General features: G+C 72.3%; 24 protein-coding genes and 1 pseudogene. 13 read left to right on the forward strand and 12 right to left on the reverse strand.

Annotation, left to right across the window (positions count from 1 at the left end; all coding sequences use genetic code 11):
- Window positions 1–33 precede the first annotated feature (33 nt).
- Window positions 34–243 (reverse strand): DUF397 domain-containing protein, encoded by a 210-nt coding sequence (locus ACFYW1_RS15335; protein ID WP_388991781.1) that lies wholly within the window; start codon window positions 241–243, stop codon window positions 34–36.
- The gene (locus tag ACFYW1_RS15340; protein WP_388991784.1) at window positions 240–1,076 is read right to left on the reverse strand and encodes a helix-turn-helix domain-containing protein; all 837 of its coding nucleotides are present in this window, start codon (window positions 1,074–1,076) and stop codon (window positions 240–242) included. The genes ACFYW1_RS15335 and ACFYW1_RS15340 overlap by 4 nt, the downstream gene beginning before the upstream one ends.
- A gap of 107 nt (window positions 1,077–1,183) precedes the next feature.
- Here ACFYW1_RS15340 and ACFYW1_RS15345 point away from each other — a divergent pair, with 107 nt between their 5' ends.
- Genes ACFYW1_RS15345 through ACFYW1_RS15355 form a run of 3 tightly spaced genes read left to right on the forward strand, consistent with a single transcriptional unit; the run spans window position 1,184 to window position 2,114 of the window.
- A complete protein-coding gene (locus ACFYW1_RS15345) occupies window positions 1,184–1,444 on the forward strand; it encodes a hypothetical protein (protein WP_388991787.1) in 261 nt (86 codons plus the stop codon).
- Window positions 1,445–1,446: 2 nt separating this feature from the next.
- Window positions 1,447–1,701 (forward strand): hypothetical protein, encoded by a 255-nt coding sequence (locus ACFYW1_RS15350; protein ID WP_388990673.1) that lies wholly within the window; start codon window positions 1,447–1,449, stop codon window positions 1,699–1,701.
- Window positions 1,698–2,114: a hypothetical protein gene (locus tag ACFYW1_RS15355; RefSeq protein ID WP_388991790.1), complete on the forward strand. Its 417-nt coding sequence runs from the start codon at window positions 1,698–1,700 to the stop codon at window positions 2,112–2,114. Before ACFYW1_RS15350 ends, ACFYW1_RS15355 begins: the two co-directional genes overlap by 4 nt.
- A 99-nt stretch (window positions 2,115–2,213) precedes the next feature.
- Here ACFYW1_RS15355 and ACFYW1_RS15360 read toward each other — a convergent pair whose 3' ends face one another.
- The 3 genes from ACFYW1_RS15360 to ACFYW1_RS15370 form a co-directional block, all read right to left on the reverse strand.
- Window positions 2,214–2,603, reverse strand: a complete 390-nt coding sequence (locus ACFYW1_RS15360) for a VOC family protein (protein WP_388991793.1) — start codon at window positions 2,601–2,603, stop codon at window positions 2,214–2,216.
- A 199-nt stretch (window positions 2,604–2,802) separates the two neighbouring features.
- Window positions 2,803–5,097: a PQQ-binding-like beta-propeller repeat protein gene (locus ACFYW1_RS15365; protein WP_388991796.1), complete on the reverse strand. Its 2,295-nt coding sequence runs from the start codon at window positions 5,095–5,097 to the stop codon at window positions 2,803–2,805.
- A 183-nt stretch (window positions 5,098–5,280) separates the two neighbouring features.
- Complete coding sequence (locus ACFYW1_RS15370; RefSeq protein WP_388991799.1) at window positions 5,281–5,589, reverse strand: hypothetical protein; 309 nt, start codon at window positions 5,587–5,589, stop codon at window positions 5,281–5,283.
- A 292-nt stretch (window positions 5,590–5,881) separates the two neighbouring features.
- Between ACFYW1_RS15370 and ACFYW1_RS15375 the strand changes: the two genes are divergently transcribed.
- The 4 genes from ACFYW1_RS15375 to ACFYW1_RS15390 all read left to right on the forward strand — a co-directional run bounded on the left by ACFYW1_RS15375 (window position 5,882) and on the right by ACFYW1_RS15390 (window position 8,797).
- Window positions 5,882–6,319: a hypothetical protein gene (locus ACFYW1_RS15375; protein ID WP_388991802.1), complete on the forward strand. Its 438-nt coding sequence runs from the start codon at window positions 5,882–5,884 to the stop codon at window positions 6,317–6,319.
- Window positions 6,295–6,957, forward strand: coding sequence for a hypothetical protein (locus tag ACFYW1_RS15380; protein WP_388991805.1), 663 nt, complete (start codon window positions 6,295–6,297; stop codon window positions 6,955–6,957). The genes ACFYW1_RS15375 and ACFYW1_RS15380 overlap by 25 nt, the downstream gene beginning before the upstream one ends.
- 203 nt (window positions 6,958–7,160) lie before the next feature.
- Complete coding sequence (locus ACFYW1_RS15385) at window positions 7,161–8,051, forward strand: aminoglycoside phosphotransferase family protein (RefSeq protein ID WP_388991808.1); 891 nt, start codon at window positions 7,161–7,163, stop codon at window positions 8,049–8,051.
- Window positions 8,052–8,272: 221 nt separating this feature from the next.
- The gene (locus ACFYW1_RS15390; protein WP_388991811.1) at window positions 8,273–8,797 is read left to right on the forward strand and encodes an SMI1/KNR4 family protein; all 525 of its coding nucleotides are present in this window, start codon (window positions 8,273–8,275) and stop codon (window positions 8,795–8,797) included.
- 69 nt (window positions 8,798–8,866) lie between these two features.
- Here the strand turns inward: ACFYW1_RS15390 and ACFYW1_RS15395 are convergent, their stop codons facing one another.
- On the reverse strand, window positions 8,867–10,225 hold the full coding sequence (locus tag ACFYW1_RS15395) for a hypothetical protein (protein ID WP_388991814.1): 1,359 nt from the start codon (window positions 10,223–10,225) through the stop codon (window positions 8,867–8,869).
- Window positions 10,226–10,556: 331 nt separating this feature from the next.
- Between ACFYW1_RS15395 and ACFYW1_RS15400 the strand changes: the two genes are divergently transcribed.
- Both ACFYW1_RS15400 and ACFYW1_RS15405 read left to right on the forward strand, forming a co-directional pair.
- Window positions 10,557–12,785 carry an acetate--CoA ligase family protein gene (locus ACFYW1_RS15400; protein ID WP_388991817.1) on the forward strand — a complete coding sequence of 743 codons (2,229 nt, stop codon included), beginning with the start codon at window positions 10,557–10,559 and terminating at the stop codon, window positions 12,783–12,785.
- A gap of 261 nt (window positions 12,786–13,046) precedes the next feature.
- Window positions 13,047–13,886, forward strand: coding sequence for an enoyl-CoA hydratase/isomerase family protein (locus tag ACFYW1_RS15405; protein ID WP_388991820.1), 840 nt, complete (start codon window positions 13,047–13,049; stop codon window positions 13,884–13,886).
- A 50-nt stretch (window positions 13,887–13,936) separates the two neighbouring features.
- On the opposite strand, the gene ACFYW1_RS15410 is transcribed toward ACFYW1_RS15405, so the two are convergent.
- Window positions 13,937–14,500 (reverse strand): Uma2 family endonuclease, encoded by a 564-nt coding sequence (locus ACFYW1_RS15410; RefSeq protein WP_388991823.1) that lies wholly within the window; start codon window positions 14,498–14,500, stop codon window positions 13,937–13,939.
- 79 nt (window positions 14,501–14,579) lie between these two features.
- Window positions 14,580–15,401 carry an SDR family NAD(P)-dependent oxidoreductase gene (locus ACFYW1_RS15415; RefSeq protein ID WP_388991826.1) on the reverse strand — a complete coding sequence of 274 codons (822 nt, stop codon included), beginning with the start codon at window positions 15,399–15,401 and terminating at the stop codon, window positions 14,580–14,582.
- 214 nt (window positions 15,402–15,615) lie between these two features.
- Between ACFYW1_RS15415 and ACFYW1_RS15420 the strand changes: the two genes are divergently transcribed.
- Window positions 15,616–17,052 (forward strand): sensor histidine kinase, encoded by a 1,437-nt coding sequence (locus tag ACFYW1_RS15420; protein ID WP_388991829.1) that lies wholly within the window; start codon window positions 15,616–15,618, stop codon window positions 17,050–17,052.
- A gap of 28 nt (window positions 17,053–17,080) precedes the next feature.
- Window positions 17,081–17,767 (forward strand): response regulator, encoded by a 687-nt coding sequence (locus ACFYW1_RS15425; protein ID WP_388991832.1) that lies wholly within the window; start codon window positions 17,081–17,083, stop codon window positions 17,765–17,767.
- Window positions 17,768–17,860: 93 nt separating this feature from the next.
- Here the strand turns inward: ACFYW1_RS15425 and ACFYW1_RS15430 are convergent.
- Together ACFYW1_RS15430 and ACFYW1_RS15435 are read right to left on the reverse strand one after the other, a co-directional pair.
- Window positions 17,861–18,487: pseudogene (locus ACFYW1_RS15430) on the reverse strand (phosphatase PAP2 family protein); the annotation flags it as partial.
- A gap of 117 nt (window positions 18,488–18,604) precedes the next feature.
- Window positions 18,605–19,597, reverse strand: coding sequence for a hypothetical protein (locus ACFYW1_RS15435; protein WP_388991835.1), 993 nt, complete (start codon window positions 19,595–19,597; stop codon window positions 18,605–18,607).
- Window positions 19,598–19,858: 261 nt separating this feature from the next.
- Here ACFYW1_RS15435 and ACFYW1_RS15440 point away from each other — a divergent pair, with 261 nt between their 5' ends.
- The gene (locus ACFYW1_RS15440; RefSeq protein ID WP_388991838.1) at window positions 19,859–20,545 is read left to right on the forward strand and encodes a flavin reductase family protein; all 687 of its coding nucleotides are present in this window, start codon (window positions 19,859–19,861) and stop codon (window positions 20,543–20,545) included.
- Window positions 20,546–20,629: 84 nt separating this feature from the next.
- On the opposite strand, the gene ACFYW1_RS15445 is transcribed toward ACFYW1_RS15440, so the two are convergent.
- Entirely contained in the window at window positions 20,630–21,532 is a 903-nt protein-coding gene (locus tag ACFYW1_RS15445) for a LysR family transcriptional regulator (RefSeq protein WP_388991841.1), read from the reverse strand.
- A gap of 129 nt (window positions 21,533–21,661) precedes the next feature.
- Between ACFYW1_RS15445 and ACFYW1_RS15450 the strand changes: the two genes are divergently transcribed.
- Window positions 21,662–22,405, forward strand: coding sequence for a DUF6585 family protein (locus tag ACFYW1_RS15450; protein WP_388991844.1), 744 nt, complete (start codon window positions 21,662–21,664; stop codon window positions 22,403–22,405).
- A 24-nt stretch (window positions 22,406–22,429) separates the two neighbouring features.
- Here the strand turns inward: ACFYW1_RS15450 and ACFYW1_RS15455 are convergent, their stop codons facing one another.
- On the reverse strand, window positions 22,430–23,788 hold the full coding sequence (locus ACFYW1_RS15455) for an MFS transporter (RefSeq protein ID WP_388991847.1): 1,359 nt from the start codon (window positions 23,786–23,788) through the stop codon (window positions 22,430–22,432).
- Window positions 23,789–23,812 lie beyond the last annotated feature (24 nt).

Raw genomic sequence — 23,812 nt, forward strand, 5'->3', positions numbered from 1 at the left:
GCTCTCGAATCGGACGCGCTGGACCTGCCGGTATCAGACGGCGCCGAACTCTCCGGCCTTGACACCCGCCACGAAGCTGGCGAAGGAGACGGGGGACGTGTTCAGGACGGGGCCGTGCGGGTCCTTGGAGTCACGGACGGGAACGACGCCACACGAGGCGACGAGGTTGGCGGCGACCTCGATGCAGGCACCGCCGTTGTTGCTGTACGAAGATTTGAACCAGAGGGGGGATTCGGTCGTCACGGAGAGCCCTTTCGTAACTGGCTGATCATGGCCACGGAGGCGGCTTGCGAGAGCGCCTCGGCCTGTAGTTGATGGTAGGCCGTCAACAAGGGGACCACCGAAGCGCTTTCCCGGTCGAGATGGCCCCGGTGGGAAGACTCGGCGTACGACATGAGCTGGCGATCCGGCATCGTCAGCACATACAGAGGCAGGTCAAATGGACGGTGCTCCGCCATGTCGAACGGAGCGATCTGAAGCACGGTGTTGGGCATCCTGGCGAACTCGATCAGCCGCGCCAACTGAGCGTCCATGACTTCGGGTCCACCGATGGGGCGACGGATACAGCTTTCGTCCAACACCATCAGGATCAACGGCGGGTGTGTGCGGGCGAGCGCGGCCTGCCGCTCAGCGACGAGCGAGATCCGCTCCTTCGCCTGGTCGCTGGTGATCGCCCCTCGCTTGACGGCGCTCTCCGCGAGCACGGTCGCGTACTCGGGCGTCTGGAGCAGGCCGGGCACGACGCCCACTTCGTACACCCGGACCTCCGCAGCCCGGCCCTCGTAACCGACGTATTCCGGGAAGCCCTCCAGCAGTGAGCCGTGCTGAATCTCCCGGTACTGGCGTTCGAACGTGTCAGCTGTATCTCCAGTGCCGAAAGCACGGTCCGCACTCCGCGAGAAACGCAAGGTCGGAAGTTTCCGACTGGTTTCGACCGCCGAAATATGGGTGCTGGAGTACCCCATCCGGTCGGACAAGTCCTCCTGCGTCCAGCAGCGCTCCTCACGTGAGCTGCGAAGACGTGCACCGAAGGCCGCCCCCGGGGAACTGTCCGGGTTCAACTCCTTGCGGTTCAAAGGATTATCACCAACCTTCCATCCAGGTTCGGCACGTTGATCGGGTTCCGACTGTAGGTCACCCTGAATCGCCTTGGTAGTGGGATCGCTACGGAGCGGAGTTGACGATGCCCGAAGAAGACATTCCCCCCACCCAACAAGAACCCCCACAAGTCCCGCTTACCGGAACGCTGTTGGTGGATACCGGTCACCGGAACCGGGTGGGTGAGTTCCGGGGTGTGTCCGGTCCGTACTGGTCGTTACGGCCGGTGTGCGGCGGTACGGAGTGGGAGGCCGAGCCGGCGAACGTACGGGCTCCGGAGCCCATGGAGCGGTTGCGGGCCGAGATCGCGCGGTGCAATGCCCGCAGCGCGGGGCGGATTCTGTGAGCGTGCGCAGGTTCCGGTTCGTGAAGTGGGTGCTGCGGCCCGACACCGAGCCGGACGCGCCGCCGGTCACCCATCGGTTCCGGTGCGTCGCGCTGGATGATTTCGACGACGAGTGCGGGGCGCATTCCGCCGCGTTCACCGACCCCTCACGGGCGCAGGAGTGGGCGTTCGGGCACTGGCGGGCCAATCCCGATCACACCGGCTTCGCCGAGACGGTCGAGCGGCCGTGGGTGATGTGGATGGACGGCCCCGCATGAACACCGACACCAACAACCTTGCGCAGCCGGGGAGTTATTGGTGTGAGGCGGTGGCGGAGGGGCCGGTGTACGGGATCGGGTACACGGCCCGGTACGTGCTGGGGACCTTCCGGACCATCTCTCCCGTGCTCGCCGTGCGGTGGCTGGGCGGGCAGGCATTGTGGATCGTGGACCGGCTCGACCCCGACTCCCACCACTCCGCCTGGGTCCAGCCCTCCATGCGCCTCCCCGACACCCCCGGCACCCCCAGCCCCGACCACAGCGCCGAGCTCCGCGCCTGGTACCGGGACCAGCAGGGCCAGCGCGCCGCCCACGCCCACCTCAAGAACGGCCACCCGCTCCTCGTCGTCGTCCCCGACGCCGACTGCACCTACACCCTCTCCGTACGACCCGAGGCTCCCCCGGCCGGGTGACGGGGCCGGTACCGCAGGGCTTCGGCGGCGATCACATGGGGGCAAACAGCGGTCGAGGGCCGCACTCCACTCCGGGAGTGCGGCCCTCGATGCATGTGGTTACGAGGGCCAGCCGCCGTACGGAACGGTGATGAGTTCCATGGCGTGGCCCGCCGGATCCATGAAGTACACGCCGCGACCACCGTCGTTGTGGTTGATCGCGCCGGGCTGCTTCCGCTGGGGGTCGGCGTAGTGCTCGATGCCGCGCTGACTGATCTGCGCGTACGCCGCGTCGAACTCCTCCTCGGAAACCAAGAAGGCGTAGTGCTGAGGGGTGATGGTGTCCGCGGGGACAGTGGCGAAGTCCAGTGTGACGCCATTGCTCAGGCCGACCGCGATGAACGGGCCCCACTCTGCGGTGATCTCAAGGCCGAGCAGATTCGCGAAGAATTCTGCGGACTCCCGGTTGTTCCGGGCGTGGACGATCGTGTGGTTCAACTCAACTGACAAGGAATGCCTCCGACGGCATGTCCCGACACCTCCATGCCTCACCCAGCCGGTGACCGACACGCGATGTTGTCGTGGACCCTACCACGGGGAACAGCCCAGCTCCACGCGCTCCACCCCATGATCGACCCAACGGGCAATCACCCCACAGGACTTCGTCCAGGATCACCGGCAGGGTCCAGCCGACAGGGGGCCGGTGGCGTCATGTCTGGATGGCGTACAGGCTGCGGTCCTTGCTGCCGACGTAGACCACATCGCCCACCACCGTCGGGGAAGCCCCCAGACCAGCGCCTGTATGGAAGGCCCAGTGCTTCTTCCCTGTCCGTGCATCCACCGCGTACAGGTTGCCGTCCTCACTGCACACGTAGACCACCCCGTCCTCCACAGCCGCGGCGGGGAAGACACTGTTCTCGGTTTCGAAAGCCCAGCGCTTCTTGCCTGTCGCGGCGTCCAGCGCGAACAGATACTCGATGCTGTCGCCGACGTACACCACGCCGTCGGCCACCGTCGGCGCCGAGAAAGAACGGTGGCCGGGCAGCATCTTGTATTTGATGCCGGTGCGGGACCATCGCTGCTTCCCCGTTGCGGCATTCACCGCGTACAGGCGGCTGGTGGAGATGTAGACCAGGCCGTTGGCCACGACCGGGGCGGAGTTCACGCCGTCGAGCATGGGGAAGGCCCAACGTCGTTTTCCCGTCCCGGCGTCCAGCGCGTAGAGATGGTTGTCGTCGCTGCCGAAGTACACGACACCGTTCGCCACGACCGGCTGCTCCGTCACCGAGCCGTTCTTGCGGCAGCGAAAGCTCCATATCTTTTTGCCCGTCACCGCGTCCACCGCGTAGAAGTGCTCGTCACCGCTTCCGACGTAGACGACGCCGTCGACCACGGCCGGCGACGCGCATTCCGATCCGCCGGTGGCGAAGACCCAGCGTTTCTTGCCGGTTGCGGCGTCCACCGCGTACAGGCCGTTGTCGTAAGTGCCCACATAGAGCAGATCGCCCACGACGACGGACGTCGAGTAGAGCACACTGCCGGTGTCGAGCGACCAGCGCTTCTTGCCCGTGGCAGCGTCCAGCGCGTACAGGTTGCGGTCGTTGCTGCCGAAGTAGACGACGCCGTTCGCAACGGTCGGCTTCGTCATCACCTCGTCGCCGGCGTAGAAGGACCAGACTTTCTGGCCCGGCTTGCGGGGGGCCGGTGGAGCGGTGGTACGGGTGGGCTTTCGCGCGGATGGCTGGAGGGCGGAGGGCGAGCCGGCGGACCCGGAACCCCTGTCGGCGGTCTTCCAGACCGCGACGGCGAGTCCGGCGGCGGCTGCCGTACCCGTCACGGCGAGCAGGACGCCGCGCCGGGAGAGGGGCGGGGGCGGGGCGCCGGGGCTTTGCGCGGCATGGTCGGCGCTCTGGGTGAGTGCGTCGTGCAGGGCCGGGGCGGCGGCCGGGGAAGTGTTGTCGGTCGCGGCGGGCGTCGCGGGCGCGGCGGGCGTCCGCACCGGTTCGGGCGCGGCTCCGTGCGGTGCGGCGGGTATGTCCGGCGCGGTCGGGGTCGGGGTCGGTACTGCGGCGGGCGTCGGCGTCGGGGCGGGGTTGCGGGGCAGCGGGGTGGCGGCCTTCGCCCGGACCAGCCGGTCGACCTCGTCGGGCATCCAGCCGGGCTCCGTGAGCAGGGGCGCCGCTTCGGCCGTATCCCCCTCGCCCGGGGTGGTCAGCCGGTGCAGCAGGTCGGCCACGGTGGGCCGCCGATCGGGCTCCTTGGCCAGGCAGGCCGCCACGATTCCGCGCAGTTCCGGCGGAAGGGCGTCGAGGTCGGGCTCCTCGTACACGGCGCGGAAGTGCAGGGCGTGAGGGGTGCCGGTGCCGAATGGGCCGATGCCGACAGCGGTGTGGGCGAGCACCGCGCCGAGTGCGAAGACGTCGCTGGCTGGGCCGACGGACCGGCCGGTGAGTTGTTCCGGGGACATGAAGCCGGGCGTGCCGATCGTCATGCCGGTGTGGGTCAGCGCGCTGGCCTCGCTCGCCGTCGAAATGCCGAAGTCGATCACTCGGGGACCGTCGGGGGCCAGCAGGACGTTGGAGGGTTTCAGATCGCGGTGCACGACGCCGGCGGCGTGGATCGCCTCCAGCGCCTCCGCCAGACCGGCGCCGAGTGCCAGCACGTGCTCGGCCCGCCACGGCCCGTGCCGGGCAACCGCCTCGCCCAGCGACACACCGGATACGTAGACGGTTGCCAGCCAGGCCGGTGAACCGTCGGGTTCGGCGTCGACGACCCCGGCGGTGAAAGCCCCGTTCACCCTGCGGGCCGCCGTCACCTCACGAACGAAGCGGCGCCGGAAGTCCACGTCCCGGGCCAGCTCCGGACGCACCACCTTCAGCGCGACCGGACGGCCACCGGGCGAACGCCCCAGATACACCTGCCCCATGCCGCCCGCGCCGATCCGCGCCACGATCCGGTACCGCCCCACCTGCCGCGGGTCCTCCGGCTCCAGCCCGTCGAACACGGCCCCTCCTCTGCGAACGGCGCAGCCCTCCCAGGCACTGACAGCGCATCATGCCAGAACGGGTCGGGGCGGGAGAGCGGAGCGTCAACGGGGCCACTGGGACTCAACTACCCAGTCGGTTATCCGGTGTTGGGCCGTCCGGGCCCGGCAGATCGGGCCGCGCACGGCACCGCACGGCAGCGGTCAATGAAGCCGGCACTCCCAGGGCTCGATGTCCGGCTCCCCCGGAGGCAGCTCCCCGGTGCAGTACCGGTGGAGCCAGACCGCGGCCCGGCGCTCCGCGTGCTTCTCGTTGACCGGTTCGCCCCGCTCGTCCAGTTCGAGGACGTTGGCGAAGATCGCGACGCAGATCTCCATCTGGGAGGGCGACTCGCGCAGCTCTTCCCAGTAGTCGATCCCCTCCAGCATCGGATGGCCCACCGATCCTCGGGCGAGCCATCCGGCGAAGCGTCGCAGGGCCCCCGAAGCGCCATGACTGAGGTGCGAAGACATGCGAAGAATCTAGTCCCGGCCTTCCCGGATCGTTCCCTGGCCCACCACTCCGGGAGCCCGCCGAGGTCCTGGGCCGACGGCTGCCTGCGGCCTGTCCGCGCCGCACACGGCCGGTCTTCCGGTCGGCCCCTTCCACGAGGGCCGCCAAGGCGCCCCGCCCGCGCGGCACCTGGCGGATCGCCCGTGACGAGTGCGCCCGGCCGGGCCTTCACGCACCCATCCGAGTCATCCGTCGGGGGACTCCGGCAGCGAAGAGACCGTATACCGGGACAATGCATGACACGTTCCATTCATGAAACTGATCAGCGCCATCGTGGCGACAGCCGCAGGTGCCGCACTCGCGGCCGGGCCGGTGCCGGACGCGTCGGCACAGCGGTACTGGAACAAGAAGGTGCGGTGCGAGCAGACCGATCCCGAGGGACGGGTGATCCCCACGCGGTACGGGAATGGCGAACTCGGCTGGAACCACTTCTCCGGCAAGCACAACATCAAGAGGTGCCGGATCGTCGAGGCGGCTCTGGCCGGGAAGGTGGACAAGAAGAACGGGGGACGCCTGGAGTACCACGGGGTCGCCCGCAACGGCACCCGACTGGTCAATATCGTGGTCATCGTGCAGTACGCCCGCCGTACGGCCGACGGCGAATACGACGCGGGCAAGGGCAAAAAGGTCGGCGTGATCACGGCCTACTGCAAAGGCGTCAACAAGTGTCCGGACTGGATCAACCAGTGAACGGCCCGTACGAGGAGACGGTCGAGCAGCAGGCATACGTCACACAGTTCCTCCTCGACCACACGGCGGTGCCTTTCGTCGGCGGGACCTTCCTGCGCGGGGTGCTGCCGACACGGGATGCGGTCCGGGTCGTGACCGGCACCGGCATCGACACCGACGCCGTGGAACCGGATGCACCGGTCGTCTACGAGGTACCGCTAGTGGACGACGATGACGAGCCGGTCACCGCCCCGCTGGTACTGGGCTGGGTCCGGACGCTCGTGGCCGACGGTCCCCCACGTCCGGATGCGTCCGTGATGGGCATGGGTCTGGTCCGGGTGGACGCCTCCGCCGTCGAACCCGCCCCGCCGACACGCACGGACCGCGTGCTGCGCGTGCTGCGAACCCTGACCCGGCCGTTCGCCGAGACACCGCCGGACCCCCCGCTGTGCGGCTTCCTGCTCACCGGGCAGGACAGGATGAGGCTCTACGTCGCGGTCGAGGAGGCCGACGGGCCGGTCGCGGTCGATGTGCGTCTCACCGGTGCGCTGACCGCGCTGCTCGCCGCGCTCCCCGCCCTCGTACGCGAGGAGGAGCGCTGGACGACCGACGGAACCGATCCGCACTGCGTCCGCGCGGTCGACCTCACCGCCTGGTGAGAAGGGGGTCCGCGGGCTCGGGGTGCGGGCTCGGGGCGCGGGCTCGGATATGGGCGCGGACCATGACCGAAGAGACACCTGGGTCGCCGAAAAAACTCGGTTGATCCGGAGCCCGGCATCGGAATACTGGCCGTCGTCCCAGTCGATCCGGACTGCCTCCTTCGTTTCGGACCGGACCAGTGGAAGGGCCTGCCAGATTGGCCATGCACGATGACCAAGTGCACGTGACCACCGACATCGTCGCGACCTTGATCAAGGAACAGTTCCCTCGGTGGAGCGGCAAGGCGGTCCGGCACCTGACGTCGACCGGTACGGTCAACGCCGTCTTCCGCATCGGGGACGACCTCTCCGCGCGTTTCCCGCTGCGTCCGACCGATGCCGCGGAGGCGCTGGCGGTCCTGGAACGGGAAGCCCGGGCGAGCGCGGAACTGGCACGGGTGTCCCGGTTCCCCGTTCCGGAACCCGTCGCCCTGGGAGAGCCCGGAGCGGGTTACCCCATGCCGTGGTCGGTCCAGACATGGCTGCCGGGGACGGTCGCCCTCGATGCCGACCCGAGTGGGTCGGACGCTTTCGCCGAGGACCTCGCGGCCTTCATCGCAGCCCTGCGGGGCGCCGGGACGCAGGGGCGGCGCTTCAGCGGCGAGAACCGTGGGGGCGTTCTCGCCCACCACGACGACTGGGTGGCGAAGTGCTTCGAGGAGAGCGAGGGGCTGCTCGACGTACCCCGGCTGCGCAAACTGTGGAGCCGCTTCCAAAAGTTACCGCGCACGGCCGCCGACGTGATGAGCCATGGTGACCTGATTCCCGGCAACGTACTGGTCGCGGGAGGCCGGCTCAGCGGCGTGCTCGACACCGGCGGCTTCGGCCCGGCCGACCCCGCCCTGGATCTGGTCGGCGCCTGGCACCTGTTGGAGTCAGGGCCCCGGCAAGTGCTCCGGCAGGCACTGGCCTGCGACGACCTGGAGTGGGAGCGCGGCAGGGCATGGGCCTTCGAGCAGGCGATGGGTCTTGTCTGGTACTACGCCGAGAGCAATCCGGCGATGAGCGGAATGGGGCGCCGGACACTCGACCGCATTCTGGAGCCGACGAAGTGATGCCGCCCCGTTCGTACGAGCCGGAACGGGCGGTCGGCACCCACTGACACAGGTCACCCGGAACCGTCGGCAGTGCCCCGGAACTGTCGGTGGTGACCGGGAACTGTCAGTGCCACGGGCGAGGATGAGCGTGCACGGCCCCGGCGGTCCGGGAGGCCCCTTCTCCCGGCCCGCGCCCGGCCCCAGGACGGGCATCGGCCCGACGTCCCCGAAGGAAACCCGTGACGGCAACGCTTCCGGAAATCACCGCCCTGCTGGGCGAGCCCCACTTCAACTGGACCGATCCGGCCCCGTGGACCGAGCTGGAACGGGAGCTCGGGGTCACGTTCCCCGAGGACTTCCGCGAGATCGTGGACGCCTACGGTTCGGTCCAGGTCAACAACCAGCTGTATCTGACGCATCCCGCCGGCCATCTCCTGCACAGCCTGGGGAAGGACATCAGGGACGACCTCGAACTCTGGCGCGACGAGGACATGGTGGAGTTCCTGCCCGGTCCGGCGGGGTCGGGGCCCGGGGAACTGATACCGGTGGCGTCGGCCACGACCGGCGAGGCGGTCTTCCTCCGGATTCCCGACGGCCCCTCGGCGCCCTGGCGGGTGGTGGTCCAGGAGTTCGACAGCCCGGCCTGGACCCTCTACGAGATGACGTTCGGCGAGTGGCTGCTGGCCTATCTCAAGGGCCGGGACGTGACGTTGTGTTCCCGCAACTTCGTGTCCGACGGGCCGTTCTACGCGTTCCTGCCCTGAGCCGCGGAGCCGGAGCGGCGCGGGGCGCGGCCGGGAGGACCGGGCGCGCCCCGCGCCGGGGCGTGGGGATCAGGCGGTGGGCGTGGCGTTCACCACGAGCTGGGCGGTGTTGTTGCCGGACTGCGGGTCGAACGGGAAGGACGCGGGGCCGGAGCCGCCGGTGGTGAGCATGACCCGGCCGGTCGCGTCGGGGATCACCTGGTCGATGCGCAACTCGAAGGGCAGGGACCGCGTGGTGTCGGGCAGCGCCCAGTACGGCATCTCGCAGCTGTAGCGCGGGGCGCCGGTCGCCTGCGGGTAGTGGCCGCCGCTCAGGGTGCGCGGTTCACAGCCCTCGGGGGCGGAGGTGACGGTGACGCCGCCGGGGACGGTGAAGTCGACGGTCGCGACCGAGTCGCCGGAGCCGAGGTTGCCGATCCAGGCCGGGCCGTTGTTGCGGAAGCCGAGTTCGGCGGTGACGGTCTCGCCCGCGGCGCCGGAGACGTTCGCGCCCCGGGCCTCGAAGTCCGCCGTGTTGGCCGCGGTGAAGCGGGCCATGGCGTAGTTGTCCTCGTCCGAGAGGTCAGCGGCGCCGTTGCCGGGCTCGACGGTGATGTCCAGCCGCTCGCCGTACGCGTGCGCGGAAAGGGCCATCCGGAGCGGTGCGGGCAGCGCGAAGGAGCCGCCGGGCTCGATCACCTGGTCGAAGGAGCAGGTGGCCTCGGTCATCGGGACGTAGTCGGCGTCGCCGATCGTCGCGTACGTGCACTCGGCGTACCGGTTGAGGAACTCCAGGCCGTACGAGGCGGTGAACCTGGCCGTGAGGCCCTCGGAGCGCTCGCCGCCCTTGTTCGTCACCGCGAACGGAACGGTCCGGACGTCGCCCGGCAGGAGTCCGCCCACCGGGGAGATCGGCCCGAGGGACAGGTCGGGGCCCGAACCGACCGTGACCGTGGTGTCGAACGAGTCGCGCGGGGCCTCCAGCATGCCGTCGGGGCCGCCGGTGGCCGTGGCGGCGTAGGTGATCCGGCCCTGGGCGCCGAGCGCGGCGCCGTCGGCGGCGCGGACCGTGAGGTGGACCTGCGGGCTGTAGGCGTCACCGATGACGGGCACCTGGGGAACGGTGCACACGGCCGTGGTCCCGGTCGGCGCGCAGTTGTCGGGCCAGGTCACCTCGGCGACTCCGGCGACACCGGAGATGTCGACCGTGAGCCGGCCGTCGGTGACGGTGAAGTTGTCGTTGTCGTGGTACAGCCCGATGTCCAGCGGGCTGCCCTGCGACGGGTCGCCGACGGCCGTCACCTTCTGCTCGCCGGGCGCCTGTATCCAGAGCTGGTCGGACTGTTCCTCCGCGAACGCGGGAGCCGCGAGCCCTGCGGTCAGCAGTCCGGCGGCCGCGGCGGCGCAGAAGCCGAGACGCACGGTGCGTCGGGTGGAGAGGGGTCTCATGTTTCTCCCCGGGGGAAGCGCCAGGAGTGGCGGACGACGGCCGGTGAATCCGGCCCGCACGTTGGACAACCAAGATCACCCGGAGGTTGTACGAATCCGGCCGACCGGCTTCGGCCACTCCGGCTCCCCTCGCTCCCTCCCTCTTCCCCCTCCTCCCTTCCCGCCTCCCTCTCCGTCTCCCTTCCCGCCTCCCTCTCCGTCTCCCTTCCTCCAGCCTTTGCCTGCACACCCATTCCTGACGAGCCGTCAGTTCAGTAACCTGACAGAGTGTCAGCTACGGGCTGGCCGGGCACGATCACCCGACGGACCCCGAGCAGAAGTGGGCGGAACGATGCTTGGATCGACTCACGGCACCCTCACCACCGACTTCCGCGCCCGGGTGGTGGCCTGCGGCGAGGAACCGCACGCCGCCGTCCACAGCACGACGGCCGCCGCCGCGGAGGGCCTCCTCGACGTCAGCGGCCGGCCGCTGCACGCGGCCGTGCCGGACCTGGACCGGTTCTTCCGGCCCGAGTCCGTGGCCGTCGTCGGCGCGTCCGACGCCGAGGGGCGCCCCAACACCGGAATCACCCGGCAGCTGATCGACTGGGCCGAGCGGGTCGGGGCGCGGCTGTATCCCGTGCACCCCACGCGGGAGTCCGTGTTCGGGCGGCCCTGCTCCCCTTCCGTCGCGAAGCTGCCGGAGCGGGTCGACCTGGCGGTGCTGCTGGTCGGGGACCCGCTCCCGGTGATCGAGGAACTCGCGCAGGCAGAGGTGCGGTTCGCCGTCGCCTTCGCCTCCGGGTTCGCCGAGACCGGTGAGGAGGGCGCCGCCGCCCAGGAGCGGCTGGCCGAGGCGGTGGCCCGCTCCGGACTGCGGCTGCTCGGGCCGAACACCAACCTCAACGCCTTCGAGCGGTTCCGGGACGACCTCGACGGACCGGCGATCGCGCTGATCACCCAGTCCGGTCACCAGGGCCGCCCCGTCTTCACCCTCCAGGAGCTGGGCGTACGGCTCTCGCACTGGGCGCCCACGGGCAACGAGGCGGATCTGGAGACCGCCGACTTCATCTCGTACTTCTCGCAGCGCCCCGAGGTCGGGGCCATCGCCTGTTACGTGGAGGGGCTCAAGGACGGGCGCTCCTTCCTGCTCGCCGCGGACCGGGCGGCCCGGGCCGGGGTCCCGGTCGTGGCGGTCAAGGTGGGACGTACGGAGGCGGGGGCCAGGACCGCCGCGTCACACACCGGCAAGCTGACCGGCGCCGACCAGGTGGTGGACGCGGCGATGCGGCAGTTCGGCGTGATCCGGGTGGACGGGCTCGACGAGCTCCAGGACACCTCGGCCCTGCTCGCCCGGGCGCGCAGGCCGCAGGCCGAGGGGGTCGTGGTGTATTCGATCTCGGGCGGCACGGGCGCGCACTTCGCGGACCTGGCGACCGGGGCCGGGCTGAGCCTGCCCACCCTGTCCGAGGCCAAGCAGCGCGAGCTGCACGAGTGGATCCCCGACTACCTGAACGTGGCGAACCCGGTCGACAACGGCGGCCATCCGGTGGGCGACTGGCGCGGCCGGAAGATCATCGACGCGATCCTCGCCGACCCCGATGTCGGGGTGCTGATCTGCCCGATCACCGGCCCCTTCCCGCCGATGAGCGACCGGCTCGCGCAGGACCTGGTGGACGCCGCGGAGAGCACGGACAAGCTCGTGTGCGTGGTGTGGGGGTCGCCGGTCGGCACGGAGGAGGCGTACCGCACGACGCTGCTCGGCTCCTCCCGCGTCGCCACCTTCCGCACCTTCGGCAACTGCATCACCGCCGTACGGGCCTATCTGGAGCACCATCGCTTCGCGGCCTCCTACCGCTCCCCCTTCGACGAGGCGCCCCGCACGCCCTCGCCCTCGTTCCGCAAGGCGCAGGCGCTGATGCGGCCGGGCCGCCAGTTGAGCGAGCACGCGGCGAAGCAGCTGTTGCGGGCGTACGGGATACGGGTGCCGCGCGAGCAGCTGGTGACCAGTGCCGCGGCGTCCGTCCGGGCCGCGGGGCTGGTCGGCTACCCGGTCGTCATGAAGGCGTCCGGCGCCCGGCTCGCCCACAAGACCGAGCTGGGCCTGGTCAAGGTCGGGCTCACCTCCGCGAGCCAGGTCCGCGACGCGTACCGCGAACTGACCGACATCGCGCGCTTCGAGGACGTCGAGCTGGACGGGATCCTGGTCTGCCAGATGATCGAGCGGGGCGTCGAGATGATGGTCGGCGTCACGCACGACGCGCTCTTCGGGCCGACGGTGACGGTCGGGCTCGGCGGCGTACTGGTCGAGGTGCTGCACGACGCGGCGGTGCGGGTGCCGCCGTTCGGCGAGGACCAGGCGCGGTCGATGCTGGCCGAACTGCGCGGCCGGGCCCTGCTGGAGGGCGTGCGCGGCGGGCCCCCGGCGGACGTGGACGCGCTCGTGGAGGTCGTGCTGCGGGTGCAGCGGATGGCACTGGAACTGGGCGACGACCTCGCCGAGCTGGACATCAATCCACTGATGGTGCTGGGGCGCGGCCAGGGCGCGGTGGCGCTGGACGCACTCGCCGTCTGCCGCTGACCGGCCCCACCGCCACCCCCGCCACGGGCCGCGCCACCAGGGGCCCGGTGCGTCGGGGCCGCCGCGGCGCGGGCCCCGTGCCCGCCGCCCCGGCCCCCGTACGGCCCCGGTCCCCGCCCGGCGCCCCGACGCCGGAAACGGAGCCACGAACCGTCACGGCCCCCACCGCAACGGCCCCCGCGCCACCACCGAACATCCCGCCCGGAACCGCCCCGCCGAACACCCCGCAGTCCGTTCCGTCGTCCGCCCAGGAGTTGCCCCATGCCGTCCTCCCCCGAAGACACCACCGAGTCCGCCGGGTCCCCCGACCCGCTTGATTCATTGGTACTCCACGCCACTGACAACGGCGTCCTCCTGATCACGCTCAACCGCCCCGAAGCGATGAACGCCCTCACCCGTGACCAGCGGGAACGTGTCATCTCACTGCTTTTCGAGGCGTCCGCCGACCCGGCGGTCCGGGCCGTCGTCCTCACCGCCACCGGCCGCGGCTTCTGCGCGGGCGCCGACCTGCGCGGCGCCACGACGAGCGGGGAGCGGGTGCCCGGCGACGTGGCCCGTACGATCCGGCTCGGCGCGCAGCGGCTGATCGGGGCGGTCCTGGACTGCGAGAAGCCGGTGGTCGCGGCCGTCAACGGCACCGCGGCCGGTCTCGGCGCCCACCTCGCGTTCGCCTGCGACCTGGTGCTGGCCGCCGAGTCGGCGAAGTTCATCGAGGTGTTCGTGCGCCGCGGCCTGGTGCCGGACGCCGGCGGCGCGTATCTGCTGCCCCGGCTGATCGGCCCGCAGCGCGCCAAGGAGCTGATGTTCTTCGGCGATTCGCTGCCGGCGACGGAGGCGGAACGGCTGGGCCTGGTCAACCGGGTCGTGCCGGACGGGGAGTTGGCGAAGACCGCCCGGGCGTGGGCCCGGCGGCTGGCCGACGGCCCGACCCGGGCCATCGCCCTCACCAAGCAGCTCGTCAACGCCTCCCTGGACGCCGACCGCACGACGGCGTTCGCCGCCGAGGCCGCGGCGCAGGAGATCAACATGACGACACGGGACGCCAACGAGGGCGTGGCGGCCTTCGTGGAACGCCGGGCCCCGGAGTACCGGGGGCTGTGAGGCGTACGGGGCGGCGGAGCGCGGTCGTGGCGCCCCGCGGCTCACACCGGTCACACGGGCGACAGCCCGCCGGTGTCCAGGTCCAGGTCGAACGGCTCCGGCAGCCTCAGGACCGTACCGAACGGGTGCGGGCCGTCCACCCGGGTGTAACCGAGGTGGCCGGGCTCGGAGAACAGGGTCGCGCTGCCCTCGATCCGGTCGACGAGCAGGTACAGCGGCGCCCGGTACTCGGCGTAGCGGCGGCGCTTCACGACCCGGTCGGTCTCCGCGTTCGACTCCGAGGTGACCTCGACGACCAGGAGCGTCTGGTCGGGGAGCAGCGCCCCGCCTCCCCTGGCGAGCTCCTCGGGCACGACGGCGATGTCGGGGACGTACCAGTTCGACGAGCCGGGCAGGTCCAGGTTGCCCGAGCCCTCGACACAGCCGAGTTCGTCGACCCGGTCCTCGATCTGCCGGCGGACGACCCGGGCCGCCCGTTCGTGGTCCCAGGTCGGTGTCATGGGCTCGATGATCCCCTCGATGATCTGGGCCCGGTCCCCGCGGATCCGCTGCACCGCGAACTTCAGAGCGCATTCGGAGTCGATGCCCCGGCTGTAGTCGGGCGCACTGGTCATCCGGTGCCTCCTCCCGCCTGGTTGGGTCGTACGACCCAAGTTAGCAGTGCACGGCGGAGCGTGTTCGCGGTGTGCGGGGTCAGCCCGGGGCCGTGCGGCTGAGGGTTTCCCAGGCGAGGTACTGCTCGGTGCGGGCCCGGTCCATCTCCTGGACCAGGTCGAAGGACCGGCTGCCGAGGATCAGGCGGAGCGGCGGGTCCGGCAGGGCGGCCAGTTCCAGGAGGGCGGGGGCCGCCTCGCTCGGGTCGGGTCCGGCGTCGTCGCCCCACATCTCCGCCAGGCGGGTGCGCAACTCCTCGTAGGCGGGGTCGGGTTCGGTCGTCGTGGTGCCGGTCGTGAAGAGCCCCGTGGCGTAGCCGCCCATCTGGACGACGGTGACCTTGATGCCGAACTGCTCGACCTCCATCGCCAGCGCCTCGCCGACCGAGCCGAGCGCCGCCTTGCCGGCGCCGTAGAACCCGACGGAGGCCATGCCGCCGCCGCTGCCCATCGACGTGATCTGCAGGAGGCGGCCGGTGCCCCGGGCGCGCAGGTGCGGGACCACGGCCTGGGCGACCCAGACCGCGCCGAAGAAGTTGACGTCGAAGTGGTCCCGGATCTGCTGTTCGGTGGCCTCCTCCACCATGCCGTACAGCATTCCGCCGGCGTTGTTGACCACCACGTCGAGGCCGCCGAAGGCCGCCGCCGCGCGGTCCGCGGTCTCGAACACGGCCCGGCGGTCGGAGACGTCGAGGGGCAGCGCGAGGAAGTCGTCCGGGTGCCGCTCCGCGAGGCCGGCGAGCGGGGCGATGTCGCGCGCGGCGGCCACGACCCGGTCCCCGGCGGACAGGGCGGCCTCGGTGAAGGCGCGCCCCAGGCCGCGGGAGGCGCCGGTGATGAACCACGTCCTGGTGTTCGGCACGGGGCCGCTCCTTCGTTCGTGACCGGCGCCGCGTTCCGTGTCCGGTGTTCCACGGCGTCCGGTCCTGAGCATTGACGAGACGGAACGTTCCGTCTCGCTGGGGACCTTAATCCATCCCCGCGCCCCGCGCCAGCCCGTTCCGGGCCGGGGCCGGTCCGGGAACCGTGACTTTCGGCAGTGCCGGGAAACCCCCGGTCTGCGTACCGTCGTCCGGGTGGACAGAGCGACGATCATCGGCGCGGCCGGGCGGGCCGCCACCCGGGGCGGTCTGCTGACCGTCACGGCGGCGGCCTGTGTCGGGCTGAGCGCCGTCAGCCCGTGGTGGGCGCTGCCCGCCGCCGCGGCCGCCCTCCTCGCCGGGCGGGAGCCGGGCAGGACCGGGTCCGCGCTCCTCGCACTGGTCGCGCTCCTCGCGGGCGGGGTGGTGGCGGTGGCCCTGGTGCCCTCCTGGCTGCTGATGGCGGGACGGTTCGTCGCCGTGGTGGCGGTGGCCGCGGTGCTGCCGTGGTTCGTGGGGCGCTTCTGGCGCCAGTACCAGGAACTCGCCCGGGCGGGCTGGGAGCGGGCCGCCCGGCTGGAGCGCGAACAGCAGCTGGTCGCCGAGCAGGCGCGATCCCGGGAGCGGGCCCGGATCGCCCGGGACATGCACGACGTCCTCGGGCACGACCTCAGCCTCATCGCCCTGTCGGCCGGGGCCCTCAAGCTGGCCCCCGGGCTCGACGACGCCCACCGGGCGGCGGCCGGGGAGATCCGGTCCCGCGCCGCCGCTTCGGTGGAGCGGCTCGGCGAGGTGATCGGGCTGCTGCGCGAGGAGGCCGACGACGAGCCGCCGGGCCCGCCCGGCACCGGCATCCCCCGGCTGGTGGAGGAGGCCGCGGCGGCCGGTCTCGCGGTGGACCTGCGGGTGGAGGGGCACGCGGACGCCGCGCCCCCGACCGCCGCGCGGGCCGCCCACCGGGTCGTCCAGGAGGCCCTGACCAACGCGGCCAAGCACGCGCCGGGGGCCCGGGTGGAGGTGCGGGTGGCGCACACCGCCGGGGGGACGACGGTCCGGGTGGAGAACGGGCCCCCGCCCGCCCCGGTCCGCGCCGGGGGTGCCCCGGGCACCGGGCGGGGGCTGATCGGGCTCGACGAGCGGGTGCGGCTGGCGGGCGGGACGTTCGGGCACGGCCCGTACGGGGGCGGCTTCGCGGTCACCGCGCGGATCCCGCACACCCCGCCCGCCCACCGGCCGCCCGCCGTGTCCCCGGCCCCGTCGTCGGCCGCCGCCCCGGCCCTGCCGCCGGAGCACCGGCACGCCCGCAGCCGGGTCCGCCGGGCGCTGGTCCTGGCGGTCGTGCTGCCCCTGGTGGTGTGGGCGCTGCTGACCGCCGCGCTGATGGCCTGGGACGTCCACTCCGCCCGGCAGTCGGTGCTGGACCCGGGGGACTACGCCCGGCTGCGGGTGGGACAGGATCGGGAGGCGGTCGGGCGGCTGCTGCCCGACCGGGAGACCAGGCAGCGGCCGGTGGCCGGGGAACCGAGGGGAAAGGGCATCACATGCGCGTACTACGCGATGACGGCGGACCGTTTCGACGACCGGTCGGGGGACGCCTACCGGCTCTGCTTCCGGGACGGCCGGCTGATGTCCAAGGAGGCCCTGGCCCCATGAGTCCGACCCGCCTTCCCGGGAGCGGCCGGTGATCCGGGTGCTGATCGCCGACGACGAGCCGATGATCCGCGCCGGGGTGCGCGCCGTGCTGTCCACCGACCCCGGCATCGAGGTCGTCGCCGAGGCCGCCGACGGGCGGGAGGCCGTGGAACTGGTGCACGCCCACCACCCGGCCGTCGCCGTGCTCGACATCCGGATGCCCCGGACGAACGGCATCGAGGCCGCGGCCGAGATCCGGCGCACCGCCCCGGGGACGGGGGTCGTGATGCTCACGACGTTCGGCGAGGACGACTACATCCTCCGGGCACTGGGGGGCGGCGCCGCCGGGTTCCTGATCAAGTCGGGCGAGCCCGAGGAACTGATCGCGGGAGTGCGCGCGGTGGCCGACGGCGCCGCCTATCTGTCACCGAAGGTCGCGGCGCGGGTCGTCGCCCACCTCTCGGCCACCGGCGCGGGCGCCCTGGCCGGCCGCCGCACCGCCGCCCGGGAACGGGTCGCCGCGCTCACCGCCCGGGAACGCGACGTACTGGCCTTCCTCGGCAGCGGGCTGTCCAACGGGCAGATCGCCCGGCGGCTCCACGTGGTGGAGGGGACGGTCAAGGCGCATGTGAGTTCCATCCTGGCCCGGCTGGGCGTGGACAACCGGGCCGCCGCTGCGGTCGTCGCCCACGAGGCCGGAATCGTCGCGCCCGCGCAGCCGCCGTCCGATCGCTGACGCCGCCGTCCGGGCGAGCGGCAGGAAGGCGAACAGCACGGCCGCGACCACCGAGGCCCCGAGGACCGCTCCGGCCAGCACGTCGTGCGGGTAGTGCGCCCCGACCACGACCCGCAGCAGCGCCGCCGCCGCGCCCACCGGCAGGGTGACGGCGGCCAGGCGCGGGCGCAGCAGGGCCAGGCCCACCGCGAGGCCGACGGCCAGGGTGGCGTGGTTGCTCGGGAAGGACCAGTCGCCGGGCGGCGGGCACTCGGCGGCCGTCTCCGCGATGCGGTCGAGGGCCCGGCAGGGGCGTTCCTCGTCCACCACCAGTTTCACGGCCTCGCTGACGCCGTACGCCAGCACGGTGCCGATGCCGGTGAGGACCGTACCGGCGGTCACCCGGTCGTCCCGCCGTCGCACGGCGCTCCACCACACCCACACCAGCAGCAGGCCGAGGACCACCAGGGTGCCCTCGGTGGCCGCCTCCAGCACCGGCCCCGTCCAGGACGGGGCCTCGGCCACCGCCCCGGTCACCGAGCGGTACGCGGACGCCGACGCGCCGCCCGTCACCTCCACGGCACGGTCCGTGCCCAGGCCGCCGGGGGCGAGGCCCACGACGGCCACCGCGCCCGCGCCCAGGACGGCGCAGGCGAGCAGGGGCCGGGCGGCGCGCGTACCGGCCCTGGTGCCGGTGCCGCTTCCGGCCCTGTTTCCGGCTTCTCGTTTCACTCGTCTCATGGGACGCGAACCTAGGAGCGGGGGACGCGGGGCACCCGGGCCGAACGGCAGGCCGGACCCCCGACGAACGTCGGGGGTCCGGCCGGGAACCGGATGCCGACGACCGTCGGGGACCGGTCACCGCAGGGTGAACGTGTACCAGCCCGGTGAGTCCGGGTCGCCGTACCCACTGCTGAATTCGAGCCGGTCCGGGGTACCGCCGATCCGCCACCCGTCGGGGTCGTCCAGGCCGGGGCAGTCCTCGATCCGGATCCACACGCGCTGGTCCCACGTCGTGGCTTCGCCCTCGCCGTAGCTCCAGGTGCCCCGCCCCGAGCAGCGGTACTTCGCGGCGGTGGGCTCCGCGTCGTCCGCGTACGCCTCGGCATGGTCCGTCACCCCCTCGGCGAAGGCCGTGCCGTCGGCGACCAGCTCCAACGTGCCGCCCCCGCCGTCGGTCCAGCTCCCGGCCAGCTCCGCCGCGTCGACCCTCGGCGGCCGGTACTCCGGGACCAGGCCGGTGGCGAACACTCCCGTGCCGACCGCGAACACGGCCACCGCGGCCACCGCGCCCCAGCCGAGGACGTGCCGGACCCTGCCTCCGCGCAGTGCGGTGCGGCGGGCCACGAGAGCGGCGGCCGTGAGCAGCGTCGCGCCCGCCGACCAGCCCAGGGCCGACGGGCCGGGACCGAGGTGCCAGGCCCGGCCGAGGGCCGCGGCACCCACCGCGGCCACGACCGACGCGATCACCGGCACCCACCACCACGCGTCACGGCCGGTGAACCGGGTCCCCGCCCAACGCGCCGCCGAGACCGTGGGAAGCACCAGGAGCGGGCCCGCCACCAGGGCGAACGGGCCCCCGAAGCAGATCAGGAACGGCGCGATCAACAGCGCCGCCCAGGGGCCGGGCGGTGGCCCGAGGGACGGGCGGGCGAGCTGCGCGAACCCGTCGATCTCCACGCCGAGCACGGCCCCCATGTACAGCGTGCACGCGGCCGCCAGGATCGGCCGCGCGGCCCACACCGCCGGCGCGTCGTCCGCTTCGGACGCGGGCGGGGAGGCGGGCGGGGAGGCGGGCACGGATACGGGACCGGGCTCGGACTCGGGGGCGGGTGTCGTGGCGGCCTTCACCGGCCCGGTGCTTCCCGTCGGATCGGCGCCCTCCGCAGGCCCGGTACTTCCCTCCGGCCCGGCACTTCCCTCCGGCCCCGTGCTTCCTCTCGGCCCGGCGTCCTCCGCCTCGGACATCGGCATGCGCCTTCCCCCGTCCCTCGCCCCGGCCCTGCCTGTGGGGCGAGAGTAGCCAGGCCCCCGCGCCCGGCCTCCACCACCACCCCCCTTCCAATCTGACGAGCCGTCAGCTCTAATCGAAGGATGATGGGACACGCAGGCATGGCCGCAACCGCCCTCCGGTATCTCAGGTCCGTCGGCGCCGCCACCGGTACGGGACCGGCATCCGTCGACCCGCTGCCGCGCCCGGAGCTGCGAGCGGTCGCCGACGACGAGCACCCTCCCGTCGACCCGGCCGAATTCCGCCGCGTACTCGGCCACTTCGCCAGCGGGGTCACCGTCGTCACCGCACCCGCCCCTGACGGCGAGGAGGACCTGACGGGCTTCGCCAGCGGGGTCACCGTCGTCACCGCACCCGCCCCTGACGGCGGGGAGGGCCCGGCGGGCTTCGCCTGTCAGTCCTTCGCCTCGCTCTCCCTCGATCCGCCGCTGGTCGCCTTCATGGTCGCCCGCACCTCGACGACCTGGCCGCGCATCGCCCGCGCCGGGGTCTTCTGCGTCAACGTCCTCGGCGCGGACCAGGGCGAGTTGTGCCGGGGCTTCGCGGTGAGCGGGGCGGACAAGTTCGCGGGGGTGGCGTACGGGGCGGCACCGGTGACCGGGTCGCCGCTGCTGGAGTCCGTACCGGCCTGGATCGACTGCCGCATCCACGCCGTCCACACCGGGGGCGACCACCTGATCGTCGTCGGCCGGGTGGAGGCGCTGGGGACGGCGGGGACGGCGGACGGGGCGGGGCCGCTGCTGTTCCACCGGGGGATGTTCGGACGGTTCGGACCGCTCGACGGCTGAACACCCCGGCCCCCGGCGGACAGCCGCCCGGACCGCTTCCGCGGCCCCCCGGGGTCCTCTTCCGCAGCCCCGGCGGACGGTCGTTCAGCCCGCGGCCTCGCGCAGCAGCTCCCGCAGTGCCAGCGCCGCCGGAAGCGGGGCGGCGGCGGGCAGCGCGACGTGCACGGTGCGGCGCGGAGCGAGGTCGCCGAGCCGGCGGACGGAGAGTTCGGCGGGGACCGCCCGGACGGCCAGCGAGGGGACCAGCGCGACTCCCAGCCCGGCGGCCGCGAAGCCGAACTTTCCGGTCCACTCGGCGATCCTGATCGTCCTCCTCGGCCTGAAACCGGCTCGGGCACACACCTCGGCGAGCAGCGTGGGCCGGTCGGCGGACACGTCCTGGAGCCAGGTCTCGTCGCGCAGTTCGCGCAGGTCGACCGTCCCGGCCCCGGCCAGGCGGTGCGTGCGGGAGAGCACGACGAACAGTTCGTCCTCCAGCAGGACCTCGGTCGTGACGGCGTCGAAGGACGGCAGGCCGGCCGGGTAGTCGCTCACCACGGCCAGGTCGAGCGCCCCCTCCGCGAGGCCCCGCATCAGCGCACCGCTCCGTCCCTCGGTCGCGATGACCTCGACGTCCGGCGCGGACCGCGAGAACGCCCGCAACGCGCCGGGGACCAAGGAGATGTTGGCCGTGGCGAACGCCCCCACCCGCAGCGTCCCGCCCCGCCCCGCATGGATCGCGGCCATCTCGTGTTCCGCCCTCGCCAGGCGGTCGAGCACCTCCACGGCGTGCCGGTGCAGCACGTGCCCGGCCGGCGTCAACCGCACGCCCCGGGCGAGCCGTTCGAAGAGCGGGCCGCCCGCCCGTTTCTCCAGCGAGGCGATGCGCCGGGACACCGCGGACTGGGTATAGGCGAGTTGTGCCGCGGCCTTCGTGAAGGACCCGGTCTCGGCCACAGTCACCAGCAGACGCAGTGCGTCGATCTCGAACACATTCCATCCAAGCATGGCTCGCATGCGATCCAGTCGCTGGTGGGATGCCCGATGTCGCCCTAGCGTCGAGGAACGGGTTCGGACGTCGCCGCCGACCCCGCTCCGCCGGCATCCGACGCCCCTGCGCACCCGAGGAAGAAATCCATGGCAGCAGCACCGAGACCCCTGTCGCCCGAGGCCGTCGAACTGGCCTCCGCCCACCGACTCGGCGCCCTGGAGGGCACGTTCGTCCCCAAGCGCCTGAACAAAATGATCTTCGCCCTCTACATCTTCATGACGATCCACCTCCTGGCGATGTTCGTGATACCCGGTCTGCTGTTCCTCTGGTGGCTGCGCCGGACACCGGACTTCAGCCGGAAGCAGGCCGCCAAGCGCCTCCACCTGTTCGAGAACGGACTGATCGTGAACCCGCAATCCGGCGACGGCACGGTCGCCATCCGCTGGGATTCCGTGCGGCTCTACCAGGACATCACCCAGAAGATCATCAACGGCGTCCCGGGCCCCACCGAGTACGTCTACTCCGCGGTGGGGCCGGGCCGCGACAACGCGGGCATCACACACTTCTACGAAGGCCCCGAGATCTGGGGGCCCCACATGCAGCAGTGCATCCTGCGCGCCCAGGGTCCGGCGGCCCTGCAATCGGCCCTGGAGGGCGGGACGGTCGACTTCGGGTACTTCTCGCTCTCCCGTACCGGCATCACCGCCAGGACGATGGGGCGCCTCCCCTGGTCCGAGGTCCGGGAGATCCGGATCGCGTCGGGCAGGGTCCTCGTCACGAGGGCCGGCGGATCCAGTGTCTGGTGCAACGCCGCGGTCAGCGACGTCGTGAACCTCCACGTCTTCCTGGCCGTCGCCGGGGAACTCTCCGCCGACGGCCGGGCGGCCTGAAGCGCGGGCCGCCCCGCCCGCCGCTCAGCCCGTGGCCCCGGCCGCGTCCTCCGGTGCGCGGACCCGCCGGATCACCAGGGCCATCAGCGCCGCCGTCGCGCACAGCGCCCCCGACGCGTACCAGACCACGTCGTACGAGCCGAACGTGTCCCGCGCGACTCCGCCGAGGAACGCCACCAGCGCCGCGCCCACCTGGTGGGAGGCGAGGACCCAGCCGAAGACGATGGCGCTGTCCTTGCCGTACTGCTCCCGGCACAGGGCCAGTGTCGGCGGGACGGTGGCCACCCAGTCCAGGCCGTAGAAGACGATGAAGAACACCATCGGCGGCTGCACCGTCGGCGCCATCAGCATCGGCAGGAAGAGCAGCGAGATCCCGCGCAGCGCGTAGTAGACGGCGAGCAGCCTGCGGGCGTCGAAGCGGTCGGTGAGCCAGCCGGAGAAGACCGTGCCGATGACGTCGAAGATCCCGATGACGGCGAGCAGCGAGGCGGCGGCGGTGATCGGCATGCCGTGGTCGTGGGCCGAGGGCACGAAGTGCGTACGGATCAGGCCGTTGGTGGAGGCGCCGCAGATCGCGAACGTCCCGGCCAGCAGCCAGAACGGTCCGGTGCGCGCCGCGTCGGCCAGGACGCGCACGGCCCGTCCCGCAGCGCCCCGTTCGGGCGCGGGCTTTTCCACGTACGCGCCGCCGTACGGGGCGAGGCCCACGTCGGCCGGGTGGTCGTGCAGCAGGAACCAGACGAACGGGACGACGACCAGGGCCGCGAGCCCCACGGTCACCGAGGCCGGGCGCCAGCCGTGCTCGGAGACGATCCAGGCGCACAGCGGCAGGAAGACCAGCTGGCCGGAGGCGCCGGCGGCGGTCAGGATGCCGGTGACCAGGCCGCGCCGGGCCACGAACCAGCGGTTGGTGACGGTGGCGGAGAACGCCAGCGCCATGGAGCCGGTGCCGAGGCCGACGAGCAGGCCCCAATAGATCATCAGCTGCCAGGAGGCGGTCATCCAGACACTGGCCAGCGCCCCGGCCGCCACCGCGCCGAGCGCGACGACGACCACCCTGCGGATGCCGAAGCGGTCCATCAGCGCGGCGGCGAACGGCGCGGTCAGCCCGTACAGCGCCATGTCGATGGAGACGGCGAGCCCGATCTCCCCCCGCGACCAGCCGAACTCCGTGTGGAGCGGGTCGATGAGGAGGCCGGGCAGGGAGTTGAAGGCGGCGCCGCCGATGATCGTCACGAAGGTGACGACGGCGACGATCCAGGCACGGTGGACGCGTCGGCGGGCGGGGCGGCGAGGGGCCCCGGAGGCCGCCCGCCGGTCGCCGTTCCGGCCGCCGTCCTGGTCGGCGGGGCTTTGGGTTGTCTGGGTCACGTCACCCAGCATCCGGTCGGGCGCGTACCGCCACGA

This window comes from Streptomyces sp. NPDC002669 (assembly GCF_042889165.1).
In the GTDB taxonomy this organism is placed as follows: Bacteria; Actinomycetota; Actinomycetes; order Streptomycetales; family Streptomycetaceae; genus Streptomyces.